Source organism: Mycolicibacterium vulneris (assembly GCF_002104765.1).
Taxonomy (GTDB): Bacteria; Actinomycetota; Actinomycetes; order Mycobacteriales; family Mycobacteriaceae; genus Mycobacterium; species Mycobacterium vulneris.
In genome coordinates, this window is the sequence record NZ_NCXM01000054.1 from 1 (window position 1) to 20,127 (window position 20,127).

Consider the following 20,127-nt stretch of genomic DNA (forward strand, 5'->3'; position numbering starts at 1 on the left):
GCAGCCTTCTCCTCGGGACTGTAGCGCCGCGACGTGGGCTTACCCAGCGATTGTTCCTTCGACATCCCTGCATCCTCGTTTCCAAGGTCAGGAGCCTCCAGGATTTCCAGGGCGATTCACCCGACGAACGCCAGCAGCACTGGAACAATGGCATCCACCGTTAAGTCGCCCGCGGGAGGAGGACTCCATCTCAGCGTACGAAGAGTTGCGCGACCAGGGATTCCTCGGCGCTCACGGGGTTGCGCTCGTCTCAAGGATCGTGCGCGAAGGGCTGCGCCGGTTTCCCGCACTTAAAGATCACGACCCCGACGATGTGGTGCAAGGATTCTTCGTCGATCGCATCCAAACTCTGACCGCGACGTTGCTGGCACAAGCGACCAACGATGACTCGTTCGGACGGATTATCCGGCGATGGGTTCAAAACTGGATGATCGACCAGGCGAGAAAAACCGGAACCGGAGCTCTGCGGCGGGCGATCGAAAAAGTGCTCGACGAGACGCCGGAGTTCGAGAAGGTTCCTTCTGGCAGTGCGGGCGCGGGGCGGTGGCGGCTTGCGAATACGGGCGGCCAACCCTGGGGTGGGGATACCGGTCAGCTCGTCGCGGTCGCATGGGCGGTACCGAATGTCCGGGTACCGAAGTGGTCGAGCAGCTCCCGTCGCCCTCCCGTCGCTGATCGCACGTCCCTGGTTGCGATTGCCCACGCCATTCTCGATCAGGCTGGTGGGAGCCTTGAAATCGCCCAGCTTGTGTACGTTTTCTCTCAGAGATTCGCAGCCTCGTTGGATCCGATCGTGGTCTCGTTCGACGAATCCGTGGACGATGGCATCGACGACGATGCTGCTGGCGTCGACCTACCCTCGCAGACTGCAAGTCCGGAGGAGGCCGTCATTGCCGAATCGATAGCCTTGGACGTCACCACCGCAGCCGCCGAGATCGTCCGCCGGTTATCTTCCCTGGAGTGCGCGGTAATTCCCGTACTCGACGACAGTGCGGCCGTCCGAGAGCGTCTGAGCCTGGGACGCAGTCAGTCAGCCCTGTTTGTGAGCAGCCTGAAGGCGAAGATCCGCTCACTCGCGGGAACAGGAGAGGATCAGGAGGACATCGTCAGGGAGGTTATTGCGCTATGCGGCGGTCCGGCAGCAGCTTAGCGGACGGAACGCACGATATGTCGTCAGACTTTAGTAGTCACGGGCACTTAGTAAATCGAGCGGATTGGAGGGCTAGTTGAGTAACAGCTCCCTGCCTCGCCATCTTCTCGAATTGGCTCGCAAGGGATCAGCACCCTATCCTCTGACGGCTATCGGTCGACGGGCCAGATTTGACGATTGCCGCGACCATCCAATTGACGGCGGTCAAATTTGGCGAGCGACGTGGGATGACGTCGCATTACTGGTTCTGGTGACTGGTGTCGAGCACGCTGAGATCGAAGCTATTCCGGTAACTCTCGATCCAGGCGCGGAGGACGCGGAGTCGGTCGTCTTAGAACCCGCTCTGACAGCGTTCGGTGTTGGAGTCACGTTATGGGTAGGCCTTCGAACTACTCTTCCCTTCCGTGTGCTCGATGAAATCATCGATGAAATTCCCAACCAAATCGCTAGCTGGGTAACGGCCGCAACGACTGATTCACGATTGCCTAGGCCTAAAGGTGTCCAGCTTGGACGGCCGCCAGAAACCTCATTCGATTCTTCGGTCACTATTCGAACCGGAGTCGAGGATGACCTGGAAGCGCTGCGCGCTACCCCAGCGCTACCCATCGCAAAGCGTCCTGAGAGGGTTACTCGCACTTTGGCTTCGATTTTAGGTAGGGCTGTCGACCTGAAAGTCTTGGTCGGGGCGCTGAGCCGCCATGGGCTCAGTCAATCTGACGTGATGAGCCTACTTCGCGGCAAGAGACCGCTGACTCCGGATTTGGTTGACACCATCACGCGTGTCACCGGCGTCGAACCGGCGCTGATCGCCGAGGCTGTGCAACCTCTGCCCGTGGAGTTTGTTGAGGAAGTGGATCATCCGCGGTGGCGACCCATTTGGCGCAAACGAGTGCATGACGAGGGCCTCGACGAGGCCACCGCCCGACTCCGCGCGAGCTATGAAATGTTCGCATTGGCTGCTAGGCAGACCGGATCTCGAACTCCAGACTGGTCGGCGCGTCTTGCGCAGTTTCGCCAATCACGCAGCGAACCTGAAACGTCCTGACGATGCGCGGAATGTACGTATCTGAAGCACAAGTGCAGGCCGAAGCGATGGCAGTTGCCGTCGAACGCAGGCGACCTGGCTCATTAGAGCGCTTGCGGCTAAATCCGGTCTCCGAATTGATGCAGTGGAACGACTTATCAGTCACGCTGGTCGACGAATCATCCACCGGGGAAGGATGTTCGGTGGCGGGGAGTTATCAGCCCGAGCCACCGATGCTTGTGGTGACGAAGTCAATGTCTATACGGCGTCGCAACTTTACCGTCTTGCATGAGTTGGGGCACCACCTGCAGCACACTGATATCACCTTGGGCAATAACGTGTTTCAATACAGTGATCCCGACCAGTTCGAGGAGCAATCCTGCGATGCGTTTGCCGCTCGAATCTTGTTGCCAGATCATGATTTACGACAACGAATCGATCCGCGCGGGCCGACTGCTCAAGATGTCGTCGACATATTCACCTCCAGTTCGTCCGCTTCCAGAGAAGCCTGCTGTGTCTGGGCGGCCCGGCATCTGCGTGGTTCGGGTGCTGTCGTGCTGCTGGACTCAACGGGTATCGTGCAATTCGCCGCGCCGAAGAGCTTCATACCGCCGGCGAAGCGGTCCGACCAGTCTGGTACACCTCTCATCGAAGCCGCCCTACGTAACCCAGCCGACGGTGCAACGCGCGACGATACCTTCGTCGTCTACCGCAATGGCGTACGCAGCGACACCGTGTTCGGTCAGGCCAGATGGTTCGACCAGAGCTATCTGGTCGCGGTGCTGGTCAGCGACAACGTGCCCTGGAAGTCACTGGCGATCCCACGCCCTTCCGACCAACGCGACACCTACAACCAATGGTGGATCTGTGAGACATGCCAAGACTCGTTTCTGGCGGGTGAACGCTGCGAACGCTGCAACCAGCCGCAGTGCTCCCACGGACACTGCGGTTGTGACGCCGCACGCGCCGCCAAAGACAAGCAGTGCAAAGGCTGCTTCCTAACGCTGCACCCGTCGCGATTCGAGCCCGGCAGTGACTATTGCCGAGACTGCACCTGATACACGCAATGGCTTTCTATCACCATGACGACTAGCTCTGTCCGGCGCAACACGCTCGTCAAGCGCGAGAACATTAAGGATTCGGTGCGTAATGGGTTATGGGCGCGCACCGCGGGGAGGTGCACGATCTGCAACCGTCGACTGCTCGGTGATTCCCGCACGTACATGCACTCGGTGTTGCTCGCCGAACTTGCTCACAATATCGGTGCCGCGGCAGGAGCGAACTCTCCTCGACGCGCGCATCACGACGTCCGGATCGACACCGAGGCAGAAGAGAATCTGCTGCTTCTTTGTCACGATTGCCATCGATTGATCGACGATCCCGAACACATCGATTTCTTCCCACCTGAAAAGCTCCGAGAGATCAAGGAATCGTGTGAGCGCCGCATCGAAATGGTCACCGAGCACGGCGGTTTGACGCGGACGGCCGCGCTGCGGGTGGGCTGCCAGATCCGCGGCTCGCTTGCTCTGGCTTCGCAGCGGGAGGTCGCCGAGACGCTGTTGGCTGTCAATTACCTTGGACTGGTCGAAACCCAGCGCAGCGGGGACTTCACCTGCCGCATCGGTGGGCGAGTAGGTGGTCGCGGCTACTGGGATGCCGCGCAACAATCCATTGACGACGCGTTGCATCTCGTACGCCAGGCTGTCGATAGCGGCGACGTCGAACACATCTCTGTCTTCGCGATCGCCCCGATCCCTCTCCTCGTATATCTTGGCTGGCAGCTCGACGACAAGACGCCGACGCGAATCTTTCAAAAGCAGCGTGACCAGTTCCTCGGCTGGTCCTGGGCAGATCAGAACGAACCCATCGACTTCGCGGTAGTCACACCCCCGTCAGCCGATGCGACTGTCGACGAAATCGTTCTGGTCTGTGCGGTCACCAGCGAGGTGAATCCCGAATTGCTGCCCACGGCGATTTCTGGGTGCCCCCGAATCGAAGTCCGTCCCGCCCAAGTGGATCCGTCTCCGACCTCGGTGTCGCATGAGCAGTCGCTGGCCCGTTTCGCGACGCGGTGGCGAGAGGCGCTGGCCGCAGCGGAATCATTGTTTCCGTCCGCCCGTCGATGGCATCTTGTCGCGTCGGCTCCGGTCAGTTTCGCGGTTGAAGCCGGGCGCGCGCTTATGCGAGACGCCCATCCTGAAATCGAGGTGTACGAGCGCGAGAACGCTTGTTACACAGGCGTGCTAGTCATCAACGTATCGTCACGCTGAACCTGCATCGCTGCTAGCCGCGCCGATCACGGGGCCTGCTTGGGGTTCGTCAGCATGGGGAGCTGGCACGAAGGTGCGCAAAGGCCCAGCCTCGCCGTGAGGCAGGGAAATCAGATGCGTGCCGGAAAGGGCTGCACCGGATTTAAGGTGGGCACCCAGGATGCTGGTCAAGCTGGCCGCGACCGCGGCGAGATCGGCGGCCGACGCATGGAAAGTCGGCGTCGAACAACCTCGGGTAGGAATGATTTGGTCCTCGGGCGCCGAGAGGTCCCAGAGGCTATGGAACGCTTCGAGGCTGCCGTCGCAGCAGACCTGTTCGCCCGCATTGCGATCGATTGTCAGCGGTCCGGCCTGTGTGGGCGGAGCTGAGACTGTCAGGATGCCGAGGGTTCCGGTGCGCGAGTCCGTGGCTACCTGCGCCAACACGGGTCTGTCTCCCGGTAGGCCGGCGAGTCCGTCAAGCAGTCTGGCGATCGCGATGCTGACCGTTGCGTCGATGATCAGGTCGGCACTTGCGAACTGGTCGACTGGCGGAGTCATCGTGTCGTGCGTCGTGATGGCGACTGTGTCGCTGATCGCGCGCAGGCGTTGCGCGAGCGCCTCTACTTTGGTGTTGCCGATGTCGGCTTCGACGAAGTTTTGGCGCACCAGCAGGCCACCGGACATCGTTCCCGGATCGCACAGCAGCACCTCGTTGGCGCCGGCCCGAACAACGTACTCCGCGATCCAGGAGCCGAGCCCGCCACAGCCCCAGATTGCAATCTTCTTTCCTTCGTAGGTCGCAACGGGTCGTCGGGCGTCACGGCGGGTGGTGACCTCGGCGCGCTCATCGGATAGGGGCCACCATTGCATCGGTGTATTGGGGTTGAGCTCCGTGCGGTCGATGTCGATGAGGGGGCTCCTACTTTTGTTGGTTCGGATAAGTGCGCGGAGCTGATCGGCCCCGGCTGCGGGGATGTTGGCTGCTAAGAGATGGGGTGGACCGCCGGTGGGGTGCGGGACGGCGATGATGAGCCGCTGGGGGCTCCCGTCGGCTTTGCGGATTGCGCTGGCGCCAAGCGCGGTCAGCACCATCGATGACGCATCCAGGCGGATTGGTTGCACCGCGTATGGCGAGTCTGGTTCCGGGTCTTCGAGATAGGGGTTGTCGAGCACATAGAGGAATTCGGCTAGCGAACTGCCGGCGCCGAATGGCAGGTCGGCGTCGAGGAAGACAACTGGTGTGTGGTCGGCGCCGATAGCTGCGGCGGGGCGCACGAGAGTCAGGTCAAACCGGTGAGGGGTGCGCGGCAGCAGCCATCCGTGGTGTGCACGCGCGCCCTGGTGGAGCGGCTCGCGGGCGACGATGGTAGGGGCTCGGCGGTCTGCGTGAAGGACTCCTCCGACAGCGTGGTAGAGCGCGGTCTCGGCGTCGAATCGTGCAGCGGCGGCGTCGGCGAGCCATGCGAACAGCCGGTCGAGGAAGCCACCGAACCCGTTGAGCGGGTCCCACTCTCGTGACGGGTCCAGGTACAGGCAAAGGCGATGTCCTTGCAACACATGAGGATGGTGCAGGAACCGGAGGTGCTCGACTTCCGCGCGCGGGGGCGCCAGCTCAGATCGGCCAACTGTGACGATGATGTCCTCGCGCGCACCTAAGGGGATGCCTCCGTCGATGCGCTCAATGTCTTGGGTGCAGAGTCTCAACTGCAGCCGCATCGATCCTGCCTTGTCGAGCCGGTGGCAACCGACGACCCGAACGTCGTCGGGATAGGTGCCGGCGATGATGCGCAAGTCGGTCAGGACTTGTTGTTGCCACGCACTTGGGCGGGGCTTACTCACCCGGCGCGACCTGGCAGGCTCACCGTCGATGCGCCGGCTGACCCTGCGCCGGTGCCCAACGCGCGGTACTTGCCGACTGCCCCAACAGTTTTCGGAGCCGAGAATCCGTCGCCGAACAGCGCCTGCCACTTCTTGACACTCTTGTCGAAGTCGGTCTCGTCGTAGGCTGCCTTGATTTCGGCGGCGTGGGCGTGGATGCGATCGCGGAAGTATGCGTAGGTTTCTGCGCTCCATCGGTGGTCGAAAGATGTGCCGGTGCCGGCCGGATCCATAATGGTGGGCTTGGTCGGCCTGGCCTGCAGCCAGTCGTCGAGTTCGGACACGATGTGCAGCAACGCAGTTGGGAGGTCGCCGTAGTACCCAGCGTCGAGAATCGTTCGCCATTCCTTCACCTGCTCGCCCAACAAGGTGGTGAGCAGGATCGACCTGGTGCCGGTGAAGGAGTTCCTGTGGTCGCGTAGGAATTTTATGATGCGGATGACTTCGCGCAGGTGCTTTCCGGCAATCTCGTCTTGCCGCTTCATCCAGGCGGTGAAGCCGTCGGTATCGGTGCGCTCCCATTCATTATCGTCGCGGTTGATGATCCACTGGGTTCCATCGGCGCGGATCACGAACGGGACGATGTCGAGGTGCATGGCGTTGTTGGCGTACGTGAGGTAGACGCACCGGCACTTCCGGCCATGCGGCATATCCTTGTAGGGCGACGTGTTGTGCAGCACGCGGTAGATGGCGTCGGCGTACTTCTTCTTGTCAACCTCCCATGCCGGATTCTCGACCATCTGCACCATGAAGTCGCCGTCGAAGGCCTTGCCATTCTGCGGACGGATGATGGTCTTCTGCGGCCACGAACCCTGCGGGATCTTCTTCTTGACCAGCGGACCGAGGTCGTCGTCGGCCTTGAGGACACCGTAGACCGTGTCGACCCGTTGGCTCAGGAGCTCCAAGTTGAACTTGGACATGTTGACGGTGTTGGCGAGGAAGTTCTTGAAGTAGTCGGTGTGCTTCACGAGTCGCCTCCTGGCGGTGTCGGGGTAGCCCGGCGACTGCCGGGACCATGGATCGGGGTGTACGGGGGTGCGACGTGGTCGGCGAACATCTCGGCGTAGATGGGGCTCAGTAGGCGGCTCTGACCTGCGGCCAGACCCGCGAGGGCCTCGGGGTCGGCGCGGTCCAGGGTGAAGATGGACCCGGGAACCGTCACATCGAACCGGGCGTAATTCTGGGCGCCGACCAAATGCATCGCCGTGCCCTGGGCTCCACGGCTGGACGCGGTGAGCATCAACGGTGTCGCCGTGGTGGCCCATGTCGCCCAGCCGCCAACGTCATAACGCCTGGGGTGGTGAGTCCGTTGATCGACGGTACCGACGTTGAGCACCCGGATGCTGCGCAAGGGCACGTCGAGCATGCTGACGGCCTCGCCGATGGCCACCACCGACGGGTTGTTGGCCCATACGCCACCATCTACCAGTCGCTGCCCGTCGACGGTGGCCGCCGGGAAGAACGTCGGTGCGGCCGTGGTGGCCAAGGCAACATCGACCATCGGGATCCGCCAGTCGCGGCGCAGCCGCACGTGGTGAGGGGTTTTGAATAGGTGTACTTCACCACGCTGCACATCCCACGACGGGATGACGAGCCGGTTGTGGCTCTGCCCCAGCAGGCGCGACCCGAGCACCTCGCCCAGCGCCAGCCGCAGCACCTCGCCGGAGTAGGCGTTGGCCCAAGGGCGCAATCGGTAATGCCACTTGGCCCACCGACCGTATGGAAAGACGCGTCCGGTCAGCGCCCCGTAATGCTCGACAATCTCGGCGGGCCGCATCCCCGCGCCAAGGCCCAGTGCGATGATCCCGCCGGCCGACGTCCCGGCGATGAGGTCGAACGAGTCGCCGACGCAGATGCCGAGGTCGGCTTCCAGCCGTGCGAGTACATGCGCGGTGAACAGTGCCTTGGCGCCGCCGCCGTCGAGGGCCAGCACCTGAAAGCGGTGCGGTCTCGACGAGACTGGGGCTTTATTCATGGGATCGCTGGCGTGCGTGATGGGTCCTTTCCTGCGGAGCCGAGCCTGGTTGCACCGGTCACTGAGGTCTGACGTCGCACCTTGGAATCCGTCCGGCGCGGCTCCGGGCCTTCGGCATTCGACACCGCGAAGCGTCTCTCCCGTAATCTCCCGTCGATCTCCTTCGTCCCGTCGCGCCGAGGCCAGCGCCACCATGCCGGGCAAACAGTCAATTGATGGTGCCGCCCTCGAACGGTTACACCTGGACCAGGCTGCCGCCGCTGCGCGCTGGTTTTGACCGGGGAATGCAAGACGAGGTCGAGTCACGCGGCTGCCGGTTTTCTGCGGGGGCCGTGTCGATGACGTCGTCCTTGGAGAGCTGGTTACGGCCAGCCCGTGCGCCTGCATTGTGCTCTTTAGCCACGTACACCAATATCCTTGGTGTAGAGCATAATTCGCGAACACGATAGATTAGCTCTAAGAGAGCGGCCGCAGCCAAAGTGACCAGCCGCAAACTTAGTCCCGCTAACCAGATTCCCATCGTTATGGCGGATCCGCCATTTAGACGTCACAAAGATGGGAATTCCGCCATCTTGGATGGGAACCTACAAACAGCTTGGACCGTCCCGGCCCAAGCCGATATTCGTTTGCCTTTCTGGCTTTTTCGATTGTTGCCCGGCGGTTCGCTGCGCGCCAAGGCCACGGCCTCCGCTTCGCTCCGGGCGCAAGGCTCGCGCAGTTACCCGACACGCGCGCTTCGCTCGCGGCGGCCAACTGCACGCCCGGACCTTGCACTCCGCGCCCCTATACCGGGCCAAATCTCAATTGCCAGAAGGCAAAAAGAGCAGGCGGCCATGTGAACGCCTGCCGCACACAGAAAGGTTCAACCATGACCGACACAACCAACACCGACAGCAACGCCGCCGCCGTCGACCAGACCATCGGGACGCTGGAACACCTCGACCCGACGCTGCTCGACATCGGTGACAACGTCCGCGACGACGCAGGATTGAGCAAGGCGTTCATCGCTAACATCGCCGAAAACGGAGTCCTGGTGCCGATCACGGCTGTGCGTGACCCCGAGCGGACCGAGGTCATCCGGGTCCGCAACGGGCAGCGGCGCACCCTTGCCGCCCGCGAGGTCGGCTTGACCAGCGTTCCGGTCTACGTGCTGCCGTCCACCGCCTCCGATGCCAGCCAGGAGACCATCGACCGCATCGTGCACCAGATCGTGACGAACGATCAGAAGCGCGATCTCACCGACGCCCAGCGGGCACGCGGCATCCAGCAGATGATCGATGCAGGGCTGTCGGTGGCCAAAGTGGCCAAGCGGTTATCTGTCGGCAAGGACGCCGTAAAGGCTGCTCACACAGCAGCACGGTCGGCCACCGCCATGGACGCCCTGGCCAGCGGTCAACTCAGCCTGACCGAAGCCGCTGCGATCACCGAGTTCGAGGACATACCCGGCGCGGTGGACCGGCTAATGAGGTCGGCGGGGGGGACCTGGTTCGAGCACACGGTCGCCCAGCTCCGGCAAGAACGCGACACCGCCCAGGCCCGAGCCCACGCCGCCCAGCCTTTCGCCGATAAGGGGTTCACCATCCTCGAGCAGCGCCCGGAGTCGTGGGACCCGGCCTGTATACCGCTGCACCACCTGGTGACCGCCGAAGGTGACGAAGCCGACGACACCGCTGTCACCAACCCCGCCCACTGGGCCGTGTTTCTCGTCGACGACACCGCCCTGTGCGACGTGGAAACCGGCGAGGTCGTGGACGAACAGAGCGTGGACTGGGACACCGAGGATCAGCCAGACGCCACACCCGCCGAGGGGCTGCGCCACGCCAACACGGTCACCGACAAGGAGGTGTTCACCCCCGATTACTACTGCCTCGACTACCGTTCCGCAGCACTGACCCCGCAGAGCTGGTTCGCGCGGCAGGCCGGACTGGTGGACACCGACACCGGCGACGCGATCGACTTGGACGACGAGGCTCGCCAGGCCGCACGTCAGCAAGCCGCGCTTGACAAGGCCGAGACCGAGAAGCGGGAGCGCCGGAAAGTGTTAGCGCTCAACAAACTCGGGGATGCCGCTCTCGGTGTGCGGCGAGAGTTCGTCAAAAAGTTGTTGGCGCGTAAGACCTCACCTAAGGGTGCGGCCATGTTCGTCGCTGACTGCTTGGCTCGTGACAACGCGTTGCTCACCAACAACAACGCGCTGGACACCACCGCCGAACTGCTCGGTGTGGACAGCGGCCAAGCCGTGGCCAAGCTCGTGGCCGATCTGCCCGCCAATGGCGACGGGCGCGCCCAGGTGCTCACGCTGGCCCTGGTGCTCGGCGCTCTGGAATCGCGGACCCCCAAAGACGCCTGGCGCAATAACACAGGCTGGTGGGGCCACCACGTGGGCAGCAGCGAGTATCTGCGCTGGCTCGCCGACAACGATTACCCGCTGGCCCCCGTCGAGGAAGTTGTGACCAAGGCCAAGAGCGCCGATGACGTGTACGAGCAGTACTTGGCCGATGCGGTGAAGGAGTAACGCGTCTCTCGGGTGGGGTCAGGACGTCGGTTCTGGCCCCACCTTTCGCGGCGGCGGCATTATCGAGGGTCGGACGTGAAACGCGTTGCGCCCTCTGGCCTTTTGATTATCACCGGCCGGGCCGCTACCTGCAAGGCGCCGGCCTTCGCCTTGCTGCGGGCCGGTGGCTCGCGAACTTTTCCCCGAGCCGCTCGCTAAGGCTCGCTGGGAAAACTTCACGCCCGGGCCTTGCATTCCACGGACCGCTGCCCGGTTGTAATCATCAATGCCAGAGAGGCAAAAAGAATGGCGGCAATGACAATGCAAGAAACGTGCAAGTGACTTGCTGGCAACGGCCGCATATCGAGCGGCTTTGGTCGGATGCAGTAATGACGGGATGGCAAAAATGCAGAATCAATCATTGCTGTTTTTGTCCATTACCTCCAAGTCGCACGCACCGAGAATCAACGAGAATCCCTGGGGCGACGCCGGGCCGGTGACCTCGCCTATCCTCCCTGACGGAAGCCAGCGAAGGCGCTGTCTGACAGGCGGGTATGACAGGCATGTATCGCGGCCGGCCGGTATGGGAGATGTCTGTATCCACCTAAGTTCATTCGTTGTGGAGAACGATCCACAATCGCCCGAATTTCTTTTGCGCGACTATGGCATAGGGCCACTCACGACAGTAATATTCAATTATCGACCGCAGCACCAACCATTTGCGAAGGAGGCTACCAATGTCTCAAATCACGGTTTACACGAAACCGGCCTGCGTGCAATGCACCGCGACGTTTAAGGCTCTCGACAAGCAGGGGATCGAATACCAGAAAATTGATGTCACCGAAAATCTCGAGGCCCGCGATTACGTAATGAGTCTGGGGTACCTGGGCGCGCCCGTCGTCTACGTCTCCCCCACGGAGCACTGGGCAGGGTTCCGTCCGGATCGCCTCTCCCGTCTGGCCGCCGCCTAGACCCGTTGACCGGAAAGGACACCCACCCCATGTACACCGACGCCGCCCTCGAGCAAGCAGTTGCCGAGCTCGCCGAACTGGACAGCATCGAGCGCATCGCTGAAACGCGAAGCCATTTGCTCACCCATCTGGCCGACGCCGTGAAGGCACTGCAAAAGGCTGCGGACAGCCTCCAACAATTGCGCAGTAACAGCGTCTACGACGTCGAGTTCACCGACGGCCGCGACGGACGCGATGTCGCCACCTTCCTCGACGACAGCATTCGGCAGACCCGCGCGGCTTACGCCGTGGTCCACACGGTCATCGACAAGGAGACACCGTGATGGCCAGAACCACGCAGACCCGTTCACCCGGAACCGCTTTGGACCAGGTGCGCGACGCCCTGCAGGCCGCAGGGCACACCATCCGCCCGCGTGGCGGCGAAGCGTTCATGGCCAGCTGCCCGCTGCACGCCGACCACTCCCCCTCGCTGTCGGTGGGATGGCGCGAAAACACCCCTGTTGGGCGGGGTGGGGCGGTGCTGCTGCACTGCTTTAGCTGCCAGGCTCCCGCCGCCGAGATCGCCGGTGCCCTCGGGTTGCGCCTGGCCGATCTCTTCGACAACCCCGCTCCCACAACCGGTCAAAGCTGGACCCACACCGCACAACGCAAAGTCGCCCGTCGCGCTCGCGGTTTAGGGCCGTTGCCGGCGCGGATCACTGCGCGCCGCGAACACGCCGAGCACCAGTGGCGCCGCGTGCGGGTCTACACCTACCTGTCCCCTGCCGGGGAACCAGTGCAGCAGGTCATTCGCGAAGAATGCACCTGCACCGGCCGCCCGCACAAGCAGTTCCGGCAGCGCTACCGCGCCGCACACCAATGGGTCTACCGCAAGCCGCACGGATTCACCCCGGTACTGTACCGGCCCAACGCAATTCACAACGCGGCCAAGACCGGCGCATGGGTATGGGTCACCGAAGGCGAAAAAGACGCCGATACCCTGACCGCGCTGGGCCGGCTGGCCACCACCAACGCCCAAGGGGCCGCCAACTTCCCCACCGAGCTCGTCGACGCATTCACCGGACTCAACGTCGCCATCGTGGCCGATCGAGATCTCGCCGGATATCAGCGTGCGATCAACCTGCATGACCGTCTGCACGCCAGCGCCGCCCGCGTGGTGCTACTCTTGCCCGCCATCGACGGCGACAAAGCCGACGTCACCGACCACGTCAACGCAGGACTGTGGGAGCGCAACGACCCCTTCGGCGGATTGACCGCCATCACCCGCGCCGAACTGCACACCCTGTCTGCTGCCGCCAAGGCCCGGTGGGCCGCCGAGCGCTTCGACACCGCTCTTCAGGAAGCCCGCGCCCACCACGACCAGCGCGGACTGGTACCCGGCGGCGCCCGCAGCGCCGCCCGCTGGCTCGCCGAAGCCGCCGAGCAGCTGCGAGCAGTGCAACACACCCACGACGAGCTCAAGCGCCGCAGCGGCGAGCACCGCTCGCCCGTGGCGCGCAGCGCCGCCCACACCGTCGAAAGCCTGCTGGAGCGGCTCACCGCCGAATACCGCCACCACAACCGCCGTCGCCCGACTCACCCAACCCGCGCAACCCGTTTGAAGGAGTCTGCATGACAACGCGTTTCGAGTCCGCCATCACCAACCGCGCGGCCGCAGCCATCGCCGCGGCCGCAGGCCGTCCCGGGCCCGCGGCCAACACTGCCCGCGCCTGGATCGACAGCATGACCGCCCGCGCGCAACTGCGCTCTGAACGCCGCGTGCGCCACACGCGGGCCGCCTAGAAGCTGAAAGGTAACCGACCATGCGTAGCCCGACCCGCCGACTTCCCGCCGCCGTCGCAGGCCTGCTCAGCACAGCAGCGCTGGCGCTAGCCAGCTCGCCCACTTCACATGCCGCTCTGACCGTCGTCAGCCCCGGCGAAGAGGTCGACTACATCAACCCCGCTGGGCGCAACCAGTTCTGCACCATCGGCTATGTCTACACCGGGACCGACATGCACACCTATGCCATCACGGCCGGGCACTGCCGCGCCGACCCGGCCGCGGGGTATGTGCGCGACAAACGCAACGGGCTCACCGGAGAGTTCGTGCGTACCGTGTTCGAGCCACCCCGCAGTGGCGGCGCGGATTACGCACTGATCGACTTCAGCACAAGCTCGCTGGCATCCGCCTTCATCGAAAACAACCACACACTGTTCACCGATGATCACCCCGAACCCGAAATCGGGGAAACCGTCTGCCGGCTCGGGGTTTCCAGCGGCCAACACTGCGGCCAAATCGTCGCCACCCAAGGTGAAGACCAATACCTCACCACCGGCATGACGCCCAGCATCCCGGGCGACTCCGGAGGCCCGGTCTGGACGCCAACAGTCCAGGGCAACGCACGAATCATCGGAATCTGGCTCGGCGAGAAAACAACCGCGGCCGGCCAAGACTACGGCCGCTTCGCTTCATTATCGAGTGGCCTGCGCGCCCTCAACGCCCCCGGCCGCCTCGGTCAAAACTCCAACAGCCCCGCGTAACCGGCCCGGGGATACGACACGTCGCAGGCTGGCACCGGAGTCGACCAGTAACCATTCACCAGCCAGTCGATCACCGGTGCCGGAATATGATCCGATCCCACCAGCTCCTGCAAAACTGCCCCTTCGATCACCGTCTTAGGCTACCCGCCCCGCAGCGGGCATAGCCACACCCACGCATTGCGATTCGACGAGCACTCCCCAGCCCGTCCACCGCAGACCAGGTCCTCCGCGGTCCCCTGCGGGGACCCGAAATCCGTAGCCCCTCACCTTCTTTAGCCGTCAGCAGGGTGCTCATGGTAAGCGCGCGGGGGCCCGACCGGTCAACCCACGCCCGCGCTGAACTGCGCAGGCCGAGTGACCTTTTCGGCCCTATGCCAGCTCGCCAGGGCGCTACCGCGCCGGCGAGCGCGGGCCGAAAACCCTGCTCCGTTCGGCGCGGACTCTTCGGGGTTGACCGCCCACCCTCACCCGCTTGCGCGCACCCCAGCGCCGACCGGCGCACTTCATCACCATCGGAAAACGGAGACAACATCATGACCACATCCGCGGCTGCCACCCACGTCATCCCAGCAGGTCTGATCACCCACACCACCGTGTCGGTGAAGGGCCAGATAGACCCCGACATCACCGTTCACCACGCCCGCACCCCCGACGCGCGACTCGCCATGACCGTCGACGGCATCCACATGAGTCTCTACAACTGCCAAACCGCTCAAGGACTCCTCGCAGCATTTGCGGCCGCCCGCGGCCACATGATCCACGTGCCCGCCCAAATCCCCACCGGCGCACCGCCCGCGGAGGAACCGTCAGCACGCACAGCCTTGGCCATCGAGTGGACCCGGGCACCGGCGTACGCCGTCGTGGCCCAATCTGCGCTGAACAGGCTCAAAACCGCGACGGTGCACTGGGTCGACGTTTACACCGGGCCGATCACCTGGCAACTGCGAGACCGCACCGCGATCCTGTCAGTGATCGAGGCCCTCACGCGGGTCCACGACACCGCGATCGCAGTCTTTGCCGACGGTGAGCAATACAAAGCCGATCCCACCGCCGCCGACTACCGCGCGGCCTAACACGCTGGGGCCCGGCCAACACCTGCACCACCGCGGGGTTGGCCGGGTCCCCCTTTTTTCTTCCGGTCCCGGTGGGTACCGGCGCGCCCCGCGCGACCGGACTGGCCGCCTGGCGGCGGCCACCAGATCCGTAGCCCCTCACCTTAAAGCCGTCAGCAGGGGTCGCAGCCTAATCGGGTGGGGGCCCGACCGCTCAACCCACGCCCGCGCCGAACTGCGCAGGCCGAGTGACCTTTTCGGCCCTATGCCAGCTCGCCAGGGCGCTATCGCGCCGGCGAGCGCGGGCCGAAAACCCTGCTCCGTTCGGCGCGGACTCTTCGGGGTTGACCGCCCACCCTCACCCGATTGACCGCTCCCCCAGCGCTGACCGGCGCACCACTCACCGCACGAAACGGAGAACACCTCATGGCCCACATCAGCACCACCGTTTACCTCAACCAGGGCGTCGACCACTTTCTCGGGTTCGACGTTCACGCACCAGCGCGGCTGCACCAAGCCGCCCGGTTCGATCTGGAAATCCTCGACCAGGCGCCCAGCGCGGCGGCCGTCCCCGGTGCGCTGGAGATCATCTTCGAACAGCTCAACATTGCGCGCCCACAGCACCCCTGGGCCCTGCGCTACCGCCTAGCCGGACACCGCAGCTTGTCCGTCGGCGACGTCGTCGTGCTCGGCGAAACCGCCTGGGCTTGCGCCTCCGTGGGTTGGACACCCATCAGCGCCGATCAACTCCGCGCCGCTATCCCCGCCGCCCGCTAACCGCTATTAGACAGCACGCCCCGGAAGGAAACCACTATGACCGACACGGAGTATTGGGAACAATGGTGCGGCTCGACCGTCCTGCCCGAACAACGCATCAAACGCCACACGAAGATCCGTCACGTCAACGGGGTTCGTTGGATTACCTACCCCGATGAGATCAAGGGCGTCAAAGTCATCGTCGACATGCCCGTAAACGCGTCCACGAAATCCTGCGACCAAGGCCGCCACGACGACTGCCCACATCGTCTCGGCGGACCCCAAGAGGGCGGCGTGACGCTCAAAGTGTCCCTGCCGGGGTTCACCTGGCGGTGTGGTTGCCCATGTCACACCGATCCATTCCGCGCCGGTCGCCTGTTCTGACCTCCCCCGGCCTCTCAGGCCCGGCCAGCACCTGCACCCGCGGGGTTGGCCGGGCCCTCTTTTTTCTTCCGGCCCACACCGTGCCGGCGCGCCCCGCGCGACCGGACTGGCCACCTGGCGGCGGCCACCAAACCCGTAGCCCCTCACCTCTTTTAGCCGTCAGCAGGGTGCACACCGTAAGCGGGCGGGGACCCCGACCGCTCAACCCACGCCCACACCGAACTACGCAGGCCGAGTGACCTTTTCGGCCCAATGCCAGCCCGCCAAGGCGCTACGCGCCGGCGAGCGCGGGCCGAAAACCCTGCTCCGTTCGGCGCGGACTCTTCGGGGTTGACCGCCCACCCTCACCCGCTTGCCCGCACCCCAGCGCCAACCGGCGCACTTCATCACCATCGGAAACGGAGAACAACACCATGACCAGCGAAATCATTCACAACGCCGCTGAAGGCACCCTCGTGCACGGTACCGCCCGCGGCGACGGCACCAACACCATTCTCAAAGCCGCCGGCTTCCGCTGGTTTCCCTCGTTGGGCCTGTGGGGCATCGCCGGCAGCCGCGATCGCCAACCCAATCGATACAAAATCGATCAGGCCGCCGGCGCGCTACGCACCGCCGGGCACAGCGTCACCATCGACATCGATGACTCGCACCGTCCCACAGCCGAAGCCGAGGCGGGACCGAGCCGAGCGCCAAGCCCAACGCGTCGAGGCACTCAACGCCAAAGCTGGCCGCAAGGCCGCCGCAGCCGCGGCCGCCTGGGACGCCGAGCAGCGCGCGGTCGACGCGCTGCCTCCGGGCGGGGAACCGATCAAAATCGGACATCACAGCGAACGCCGCCACCGCAACGCGATCGCCCGCGCCCACGATGCGACCCGGCGCGCCATCGACGCCACCGACGTGGCCGACCGCGCCAGTGCCCGCGCCCAAGCGGCCGCAACCACCACCGCACACCGCTACAACCCGGTGACCGTCAAGAACCGCATCGAGAAATTGGAAGCTGAGCAACGCGCCGATCAGCGCACCCTCGATGGCCACCGCCGCGTCATCGCCCGCAGCGCCACCCATGAATACGTCGACGAGTTCGGCCCGGCCACCGGGCCCTACCGCGACCGAGTGATCGCCCGCATGGCCCAACGCAGCGATGAAATCTCCTACTGGACAGCGATCTACGCCGACCTGCAGGCATCCGGCGTTGCCAGCACGCACAGCCGCGACACCATCTCGCGCGGCGATTTCGTCCAACGCCGCGGCCACTGGTACCTCGTCGTCCGGGTCAACCCCAAATCGGTGTCGGTCCGCATGCACGAGGGCGCTTCCTGGACGAACACGATCGGCTACCACGAGATCACCGGTCACCGCCCAGCGTCCAGCCCTGCCACCACGGACGGATAACACTGCGCCCCCTTTTTTCTTCGGGCCCACACGATCCCGGGGCGCCCCGCGGGCCCGGACTGGCCGCCTGGCGGCGGCCACCAAATCCGTAGCCCCTCACCTTCTTTAGCCGTCAGCAGGGGCCAAGTGTGACCGACAGGGACCCCGTCGCCGTCAACCCACGCCCGGCGGGCTCGCCCGTTCTTCGCTCCCGCCGCCCTGCCCGGGCGGCTCCCGCTACGCCCGTGCGCCACCGGCGGCATTTGCGGCCCTACCCAGCTCGCTGCCGCTCGCGGCCGCAAATCCGCCTCCTGCTTATCCGCCGGGCTCTTCGGGGTTGACACCGCCACCCCGCCGGTCCCCCACACCCCAACGCCGACCGGCGCCAACCACCAACCCGAAACGGAGACAACACCATGACCCTGACCCTCACCGACCTCTTCTGCGGTGCCGGCGGTTCATCAACCGGAGCCACCACCATCCCCGGCGTGTCCGTGCGCATCGCGGCCAACCACTGGCAACTGGCCGTCGAAACCCACAACACCAACCATCCCGACGCCGACCACGACTGCGCCGACATCAGCCAAGTCAACCCCTGGCGCTACCCCAAAACCGACATCTTGTGGGCCAGCCCCGAATGCACCAACCACTCGGCGGCCAAAGGGCGCAAACGTGACTCAGAGCCCGACCTATTCGGCGATGTACTGCCCGACGAGGCCGCCGAACGCTCCCGCGCCACCATGTGGGACGTCGTGCGGTTCGCCGAAGCACACCGCTACGCCGCCGTGATCGTCGAAAACGTCGTCGAAGCCTGCCACTGGCAGCCCTTCCCTGCCTGGCTGATGGCCATGGACTCCCTGGGCTATCAACACCACATCGTGTTCCTCAACTCCATGCACGCCCAAGCCTTCGGCCCCGGCGCACCCCAAAGCCGCGACCGAATCTACGTGCTGTTCTGGCGCAAAGGCGCCCCACGCCCCGACATCGAGCGCGTGACCGCACCTGCCGCCGTATGCCCGGTGCACGGCGACATCAACGCCCGCCAAGTATTCAAGCGCCCCGACCGCACACCATGGGGCCGCTACCGCCAGCAATACCTCTACATCTGCTCCACGCCGCGCTGCCACCACATCGTCGAACCCCACTACCGGCCCGCCGCCGACATCATCGACTGGACACTGCTGGGTCAACCCATCGGCGAGCGCGCCAAACCGCTCGCCGAAAAAACGATGGCCCGCATCCGTGCCGGCATCCAACGCTACTGGGCACCGCTGCTCGTCCCCGTCGAAGCCCGAGACGGCAAAAAAGCCGCCCCCATCAACCAGGCCGCGCGGACCATGACCACCCGCAACGAAACCGGCCTCTTGGTGCCCACCGGCGGGACCTGGCGCACCGAGGCAATCCCCACCGCCCAGCCGCTGCCCACCCGCACCACCCGCGAGAACGACGGCGTCGCGATGACCCCGTTCATCGCCGAATTGCGCGGCGGCGGCTCCAAACACCGGCCGGTCACCGACCCGCTATGCACGGTCGTCGCCAACGGCAACCACCACGGCCTGGTAACCACCTACTACGGCAACGGAGGGACCCGGCCCGCCAGCGACGCGTTGGCCACTGTCACCGCGGTCGAGCGGCACGCACTGTTGATGCGCAACAACACCGCCCGCGGTGACCAAGGCCAAATGACCACCCCCGCAACCGAACCCATCCGGACCATCACAACGACAGGCCATCAGCCGCTGCTCACCGCCCAACACCCCACCATCGAGCTCGACGATGTCCTGTTTCGCATGCTCGAGCCCTACGAGATCGCAGCCGCGATGGATTTCCCGCGCAGCTACCGCATCCTGGGCAACCGCCGTGAACAGGTGCGCCAGGCAGGTAACGCGGTGACCCCTCCCGCCGCGCGGGACCTCGTGGGAATCGTCACCCAAGCGCTCGGCGCGACCTAAGAACACCGCTCGGGCCCGGCCAGCTCCCCACCAGCAGGGGGTTGGCCGGGCCCCCCTTTTTGTTCCGGCCCCACCGTGCCGGCGCGCCCCGCGCGACCGGACTGGCCGCCTGGCGGCGGCCACCAAACCCGTAGCCCCTCACCTCTTTTAGCCGTCAGCAGGGTGCTCATGGTAAGCGGGCGGGGACCCCGACCGCTCAACCCACGCCCACACCGAACTACGCAGGCCGAGTGACCTTTTCGGCCCAATGCCAGCCCGCCAGGGCGCTACGCGCCGGCGAGCGCGGGCCGAAAACCCTGCTCCGTTCGGCGCGGACTCTTCGGGGTTGACCGCCCACCCTCACCCG

General features: G+C 64.6%; 19 protein-coding genes. 15 read left to right on the forward strand and 4 right to left on the reverse strand.

What is annotated here, in order from left to right; all coding sequences use genetic code 11:
* Nucleotides 1–205 precede the first annotated feature (205 nt).
* The 4 genes from B8W69_RS28735 to B8W69_RS28745 all read left to right on the forward strand — a co-directional run bounded on the left by B8W69_RS28735 (nucleotide 206) and on the right by B8W69_RS28745 (nucleotide 4,444).
* A complete protein-coding gene (locus B8W69_RS28735; RefSeq protein WP_085293061.1) occupies nucleotides 206–1,150 on the forward strand; it encodes a hypothetical protein in 945 nt (314 codons plus the stop codon).
* A gap of 76 nt (nucleotides 1,151–1,226) precedes the next feature.
* The gene (locus B8W69_RS30395) at nucleotides 1,227–2,195 is read left to right on the forward strand and encodes a protein-tyrosine phosphatase family protein (RefSeq protein ID WP_133058046.1); all 969 of its coding nucleotides are present in this window, start codon (nucleotides 1,227–1,229) and stop codon (nucleotides 2,193–2,195) included.
* Nucleotides 2,196–2,206: 11 nt separating this feature from the next.
* Nucleotides 2,207–3,232: an ImmA/IrrE family metallo-endopeptidase gene (locus tag B8W69_RS28740; RefSeq protein ID WP_165762718.1), complete on the forward strand. Its 1,026-nt coding sequence runs from the start codon at nucleotides 2,207–2,209 to the stop codon at nucleotides 3,230–3,232.
* A gap of 24 nt (nucleotides 3,233–3,256) precedes the next feature.
* Nucleotides 3,257–4,444 (forward strand): SAVED domain-containing protein, encoded by a 1,188-nt coding sequence (locus B8W69_RS28745; protein WP_085293063.1) that lies wholly within the window; start codon nucleotides 3,257–3,259, stop codon nucleotides 4,442–4,444.
* Here the strand turns inward: B8W69_RS28745 and B8W69_RS28750 are convergent.
* The 3 genes from B8W69_RS28750 to B8W69_RS28760 are packed head-to-tail and all read right to left on the reverse strand — an operon-like array spanning nucleotide 4,436 to nucleotide 8,279.
* Nucleotides 4,436–6,217, reverse strand: coding sequence for a ThiF family adenylyltransferase (locus B8W69_RS28750; RefSeq protein WP_245843414.1), 1,782 nt, complete (start codon nucleotides 6,215–6,217; stop codon nucleotides 4,436–4,438). The genes B8W69_RS28745 and B8W69_RS28750 overlap by 9 nt on opposite strands.
* A 44-nt stretch (nucleotides 6,218–6,261) precedes the next feature.
* A complete protein-coding gene (locus tag B8W69_RS28755; protein ID WP_085293065.1) occupies nucleotides 6,262–7,272 on the reverse strand; it encodes an SMODS domain-containing nucleotidyltransferase in 1,011 nt (336 codons plus the stop codon).
* Nucleotides 7,269–8,279 (reverse strand): CBASS cGAMP-activated phospholipase, encoded by a 1,011-nt coding sequence (locus B8W69_RS28760; protein ID WP_085293066.1) that lies wholly within the window; start codon nucleotides 8,277–8,279, stop codon nucleotides 7,269–7,271. The genes B8W69_RS28755 and B8W69_RS28760 overlap by 4 nt, the downstream gene beginning before the upstream one ends.
* Before the next feature lie 868 nt (nucleotides 8,280–9,147).
* Between B8W69_RS28760 and B8W69_RS28765 the strand changes: the two genes are divergently transcribed.
* The 6 genes from B8W69_RS28765 (at nucleotide 9,148) to B8W69_RS28785 (ending at nucleotide 14,266) form a co-directional block, all read left to right on the forward strand.
* Entirely contained in the window at nucleotides 9,148–10,794 is a 1,647-nt protein-coding gene (locus B8W69_RS28765) for a ParB/RepB/Spo0J family partition protein (protein ID WP_085293067.1), read from the forward strand.
* Nucleotides 10,795–11,510: 716 nt separating this feature from the next.
* Nucleotides 11,511–11,744, forward strand: a complete 234-nt coding sequence (gene nrdH / locus B8W69_RS28770; protein WP_085293068.1) for a glutaredoxin-like protein NrdH — start codon at nucleotides 11,511–11,513, stop codon at nucleotides 11,742–11,744.
* Between the two features lie 29 nt (nucleotides 11,745–11,773).
* On the forward strand, nucleotides 11,774–12,067 hold the full coding sequence (locus B8W69_RS28775) for a hypothetical protein (RefSeq protein WP_085293069.1): 294 nt from the start codon (nucleotides 11,774–11,776) through the stop codon (nucleotides 12,065–12,067).
* Nucleotides 12,067–13,359, forward strand: a complete 1,293-nt coding sequence (locus B8W69_RS28780) for a hypothetical protein (protein WP_085293070.1) — start codon at nucleotides 12,067–12,069, stop codon at nucleotides 13,357–13,359. Before B8W69_RS28775 ends, B8W69_RS28780 begins: the two co-directional genes overlap by 1 nt.
* Nucleotides 13,356–13,526, forward strand: a complete 171-nt coding sequence (locus B8W69_RS30400; RefSeq protein ID WP_133058047.1) for an amidohydrolase — start codon at nucleotides 13,356–13,358, stop codon at nucleotides 13,524–13,526. Before B8W69_RS28780 ends, B8W69_RS30400 begins: the two co-directional genes overlap by 4 nt.
* A 20-nt stretch (nucleotides 13,527–13,546) precedes the next feature.
* Nucleotides 13,547–14,266, forward strand: coding sequence for a chymotrypsin family serine protease (locus tag B8W69_RS28785; protein ID WP_085293071.1), 720 nt, complete (start codon nucleotides 13,547–13,549; stop codon nucleotides 14,264–14,266).
* On the opposite strand, the gene B8W69_RS30820 is transcribed toward B8W69_RS28785, so the two are convergent.
* Nucleotides 14,242–14,397, reverse strand: a complete 156-nt coding sequence (locus B8W69_RS30820) for a hypothetical protein (RefSeq protein WP_165762719.1) — start codon at nucleotides 14,395–14,397, stop codon at nucleotides 14,242–14,244. The genes B8W69_RS28785 and B8W69_RS30820 overlap by 25 nt on opposite strands.
* A gap of 402 nt (nucleotides 14,398–14,799) precedes the next feature.
* Here B8W69_RS30820 and B8W69_RS28790 point away from each other — a divergent pair, with 402 nt between their 5' ends.
* The 5 genes from B8W69_RS28790 (at nucleotide 14,800) to B8W69_RS28810 (ending at nucleotide 19,781) form a co-directional block, all read left to right on the forward strand.
* Nucleotides 14,800–15,339 carry a hypothetical protein gene (locus B8W69_RS28790; RefSeq protein WP_085293072.1) on the forward strand — a complete coding sequence of 180 codons (540 nt, stop codon included), beginning with the start codon at nucleotides 14,800–14,802 and terminating at the stop codon, nucleotides 15,337–15,339.
* A gap of 345 nt (nucleotides 15,340–15,684) precedes the next feature.
* Nucleotides 15,685–16,095, forward strand: coding sequence for a hypothetical protein (locus B8W69_RS28795; RefSeq protein WP_245843415.1), 411 nt, complete (start codon nucleotides 15,685–15,687; stop codon nucleotides 16,093–16,095).
* Between the two features lie 36 nt (nucleotides 16,096–16,131).
* Nucleotides 16,132–16,458 (forward strand): hypothetical protein, encoded by a 327-nt coding sequence (locus B8W69_RS28800; protein WP_085293074.1) that lies wholly within the window; start codon nucleotides 16,132–16,134, stop codon nucleotides 16,456–16,458.
* Nucleotides 16,459–17,097: 639 nt separating this feature from the next.
* Complete coding sequence (locus B8W69_RS28805) at nucleotides 17,098–17,850, forward strand: DUF3560 domain-containing protein (RefSeq protein WP_245843416.1); 753 nt, start codon at nucleotides 17,098–17,100, stop codon at nucleotides 17,848–17,850.
* 395 nt (nucleotides 17,851–18,245) lie between these two features.
* On the forward strand, nucleotides 18,246–19,781 hold the full coding sequence (locus tag B8W69_RS28810) for a DNA cytosine methyltransferase (RefSeq protein ID WP_085293075.1): 1,536 nt from the start codon (nucleotides 18,246–18,248) through the stop codon (nucleotides 19,779–19,781).
* Nucleotides 19,782–20,127: the final 346 nt, after the last annotated feature.

Excerpts from the sequence above, each read along its gene's own strand:
- B8W69_RS28740 (WP_165762718.1), top strand. The coding sequence starts at position 2,207 with ATGTACGTATCTGAAGCACAAGTGCAGGCCGAAGCGATGGCAGTTGCC.
- B8W69_RS28745 (WP_085293063.1), top strand. The coding sequence starts at position 3,257 with ATGACGACTAGCTCTGTCCGGCGCAACACGCTCGTCAAGCGCGAGAAC.
- B8W69_RS28760 (WP_085293066.1), bottom strand. The coding sequence starts at position 8,279 with ATGAATAAAGCCCCAGTCTCGTCGAGACCGCACCGCTTTCAGGTGCTG.
- B8W69_RS28765 (WP_085293067.1), top strand. The coding sequence starts at position 9,148 with ATGACCGACACAACCAACACCGACAGCAACGCCGCCGCCGTCGACCAG.
- nrdH (WP_085293068.1), top strand. The coding sequence starts at position 11,511 with ATGTCTCAAATCACGGTTTACACGAAACCGGCCTGCGTGCAATGCACC.
- B8W69_RS28775 (WP_085293069.1), top strand. The coding sequence starts at position 11,774 with ATGTACACCGACGCCGCCCTCGAGCAAGCAGTTGCCGAGCTCGCCGAA.
- B8W69_RS28780 (WP_085293070.1), top strand. The coding sequence starts at position 12,067 with ATGGCCAGAACCACGCAGACCCGTTCACCCGGAACCGCTTTGGACCAG.
- B8W69_RS30400 (WP_133058047.1), top strand. The coding sequence starts at position 13,356 with ATGACAACGCGTTTCGAGTCCGCCATCACCAACCGCGCGGCCGCAGCC.
- B8W69_RS28785 (WP_085293071.1), top strand. The coding sequence starts at position 13,547 with ATGCGTAGCCCGACCCGCCGACTTCCCGCCGCCGTCGCAGGCCTGCTC.
- B8W69_RS28790 (WP_085293072.1), top strand. The coding sequence starts at position 14,800 with ATGACCACATCCGCGGCTGCCACCCACGTCATCCCAGCAGGTCTGATC.
- B8W69_RS28800 (WP_085293074.1), top strand. The coding sequence starts at position 16,132 with ATGACCGACACGGAGTATTGGGAACAATGGTGCGGCTCGACCGTCCTG.
- B8W69_RS28805 (WP_245843416.1), top strand. The coding sequence starts at position 17,098 with ATGACTCGCACCGTCCCACAGCCGAAGCCGAGGCGGGACCGAGCCGAG.
- B8W69_RS28810 (WP_085293075.1), top strand. The coding sequence starts at position 18,246 with ATGACCCTGACCCTCACCGACCTCTTCTGCGGTGCCGGCGGTTCATCA.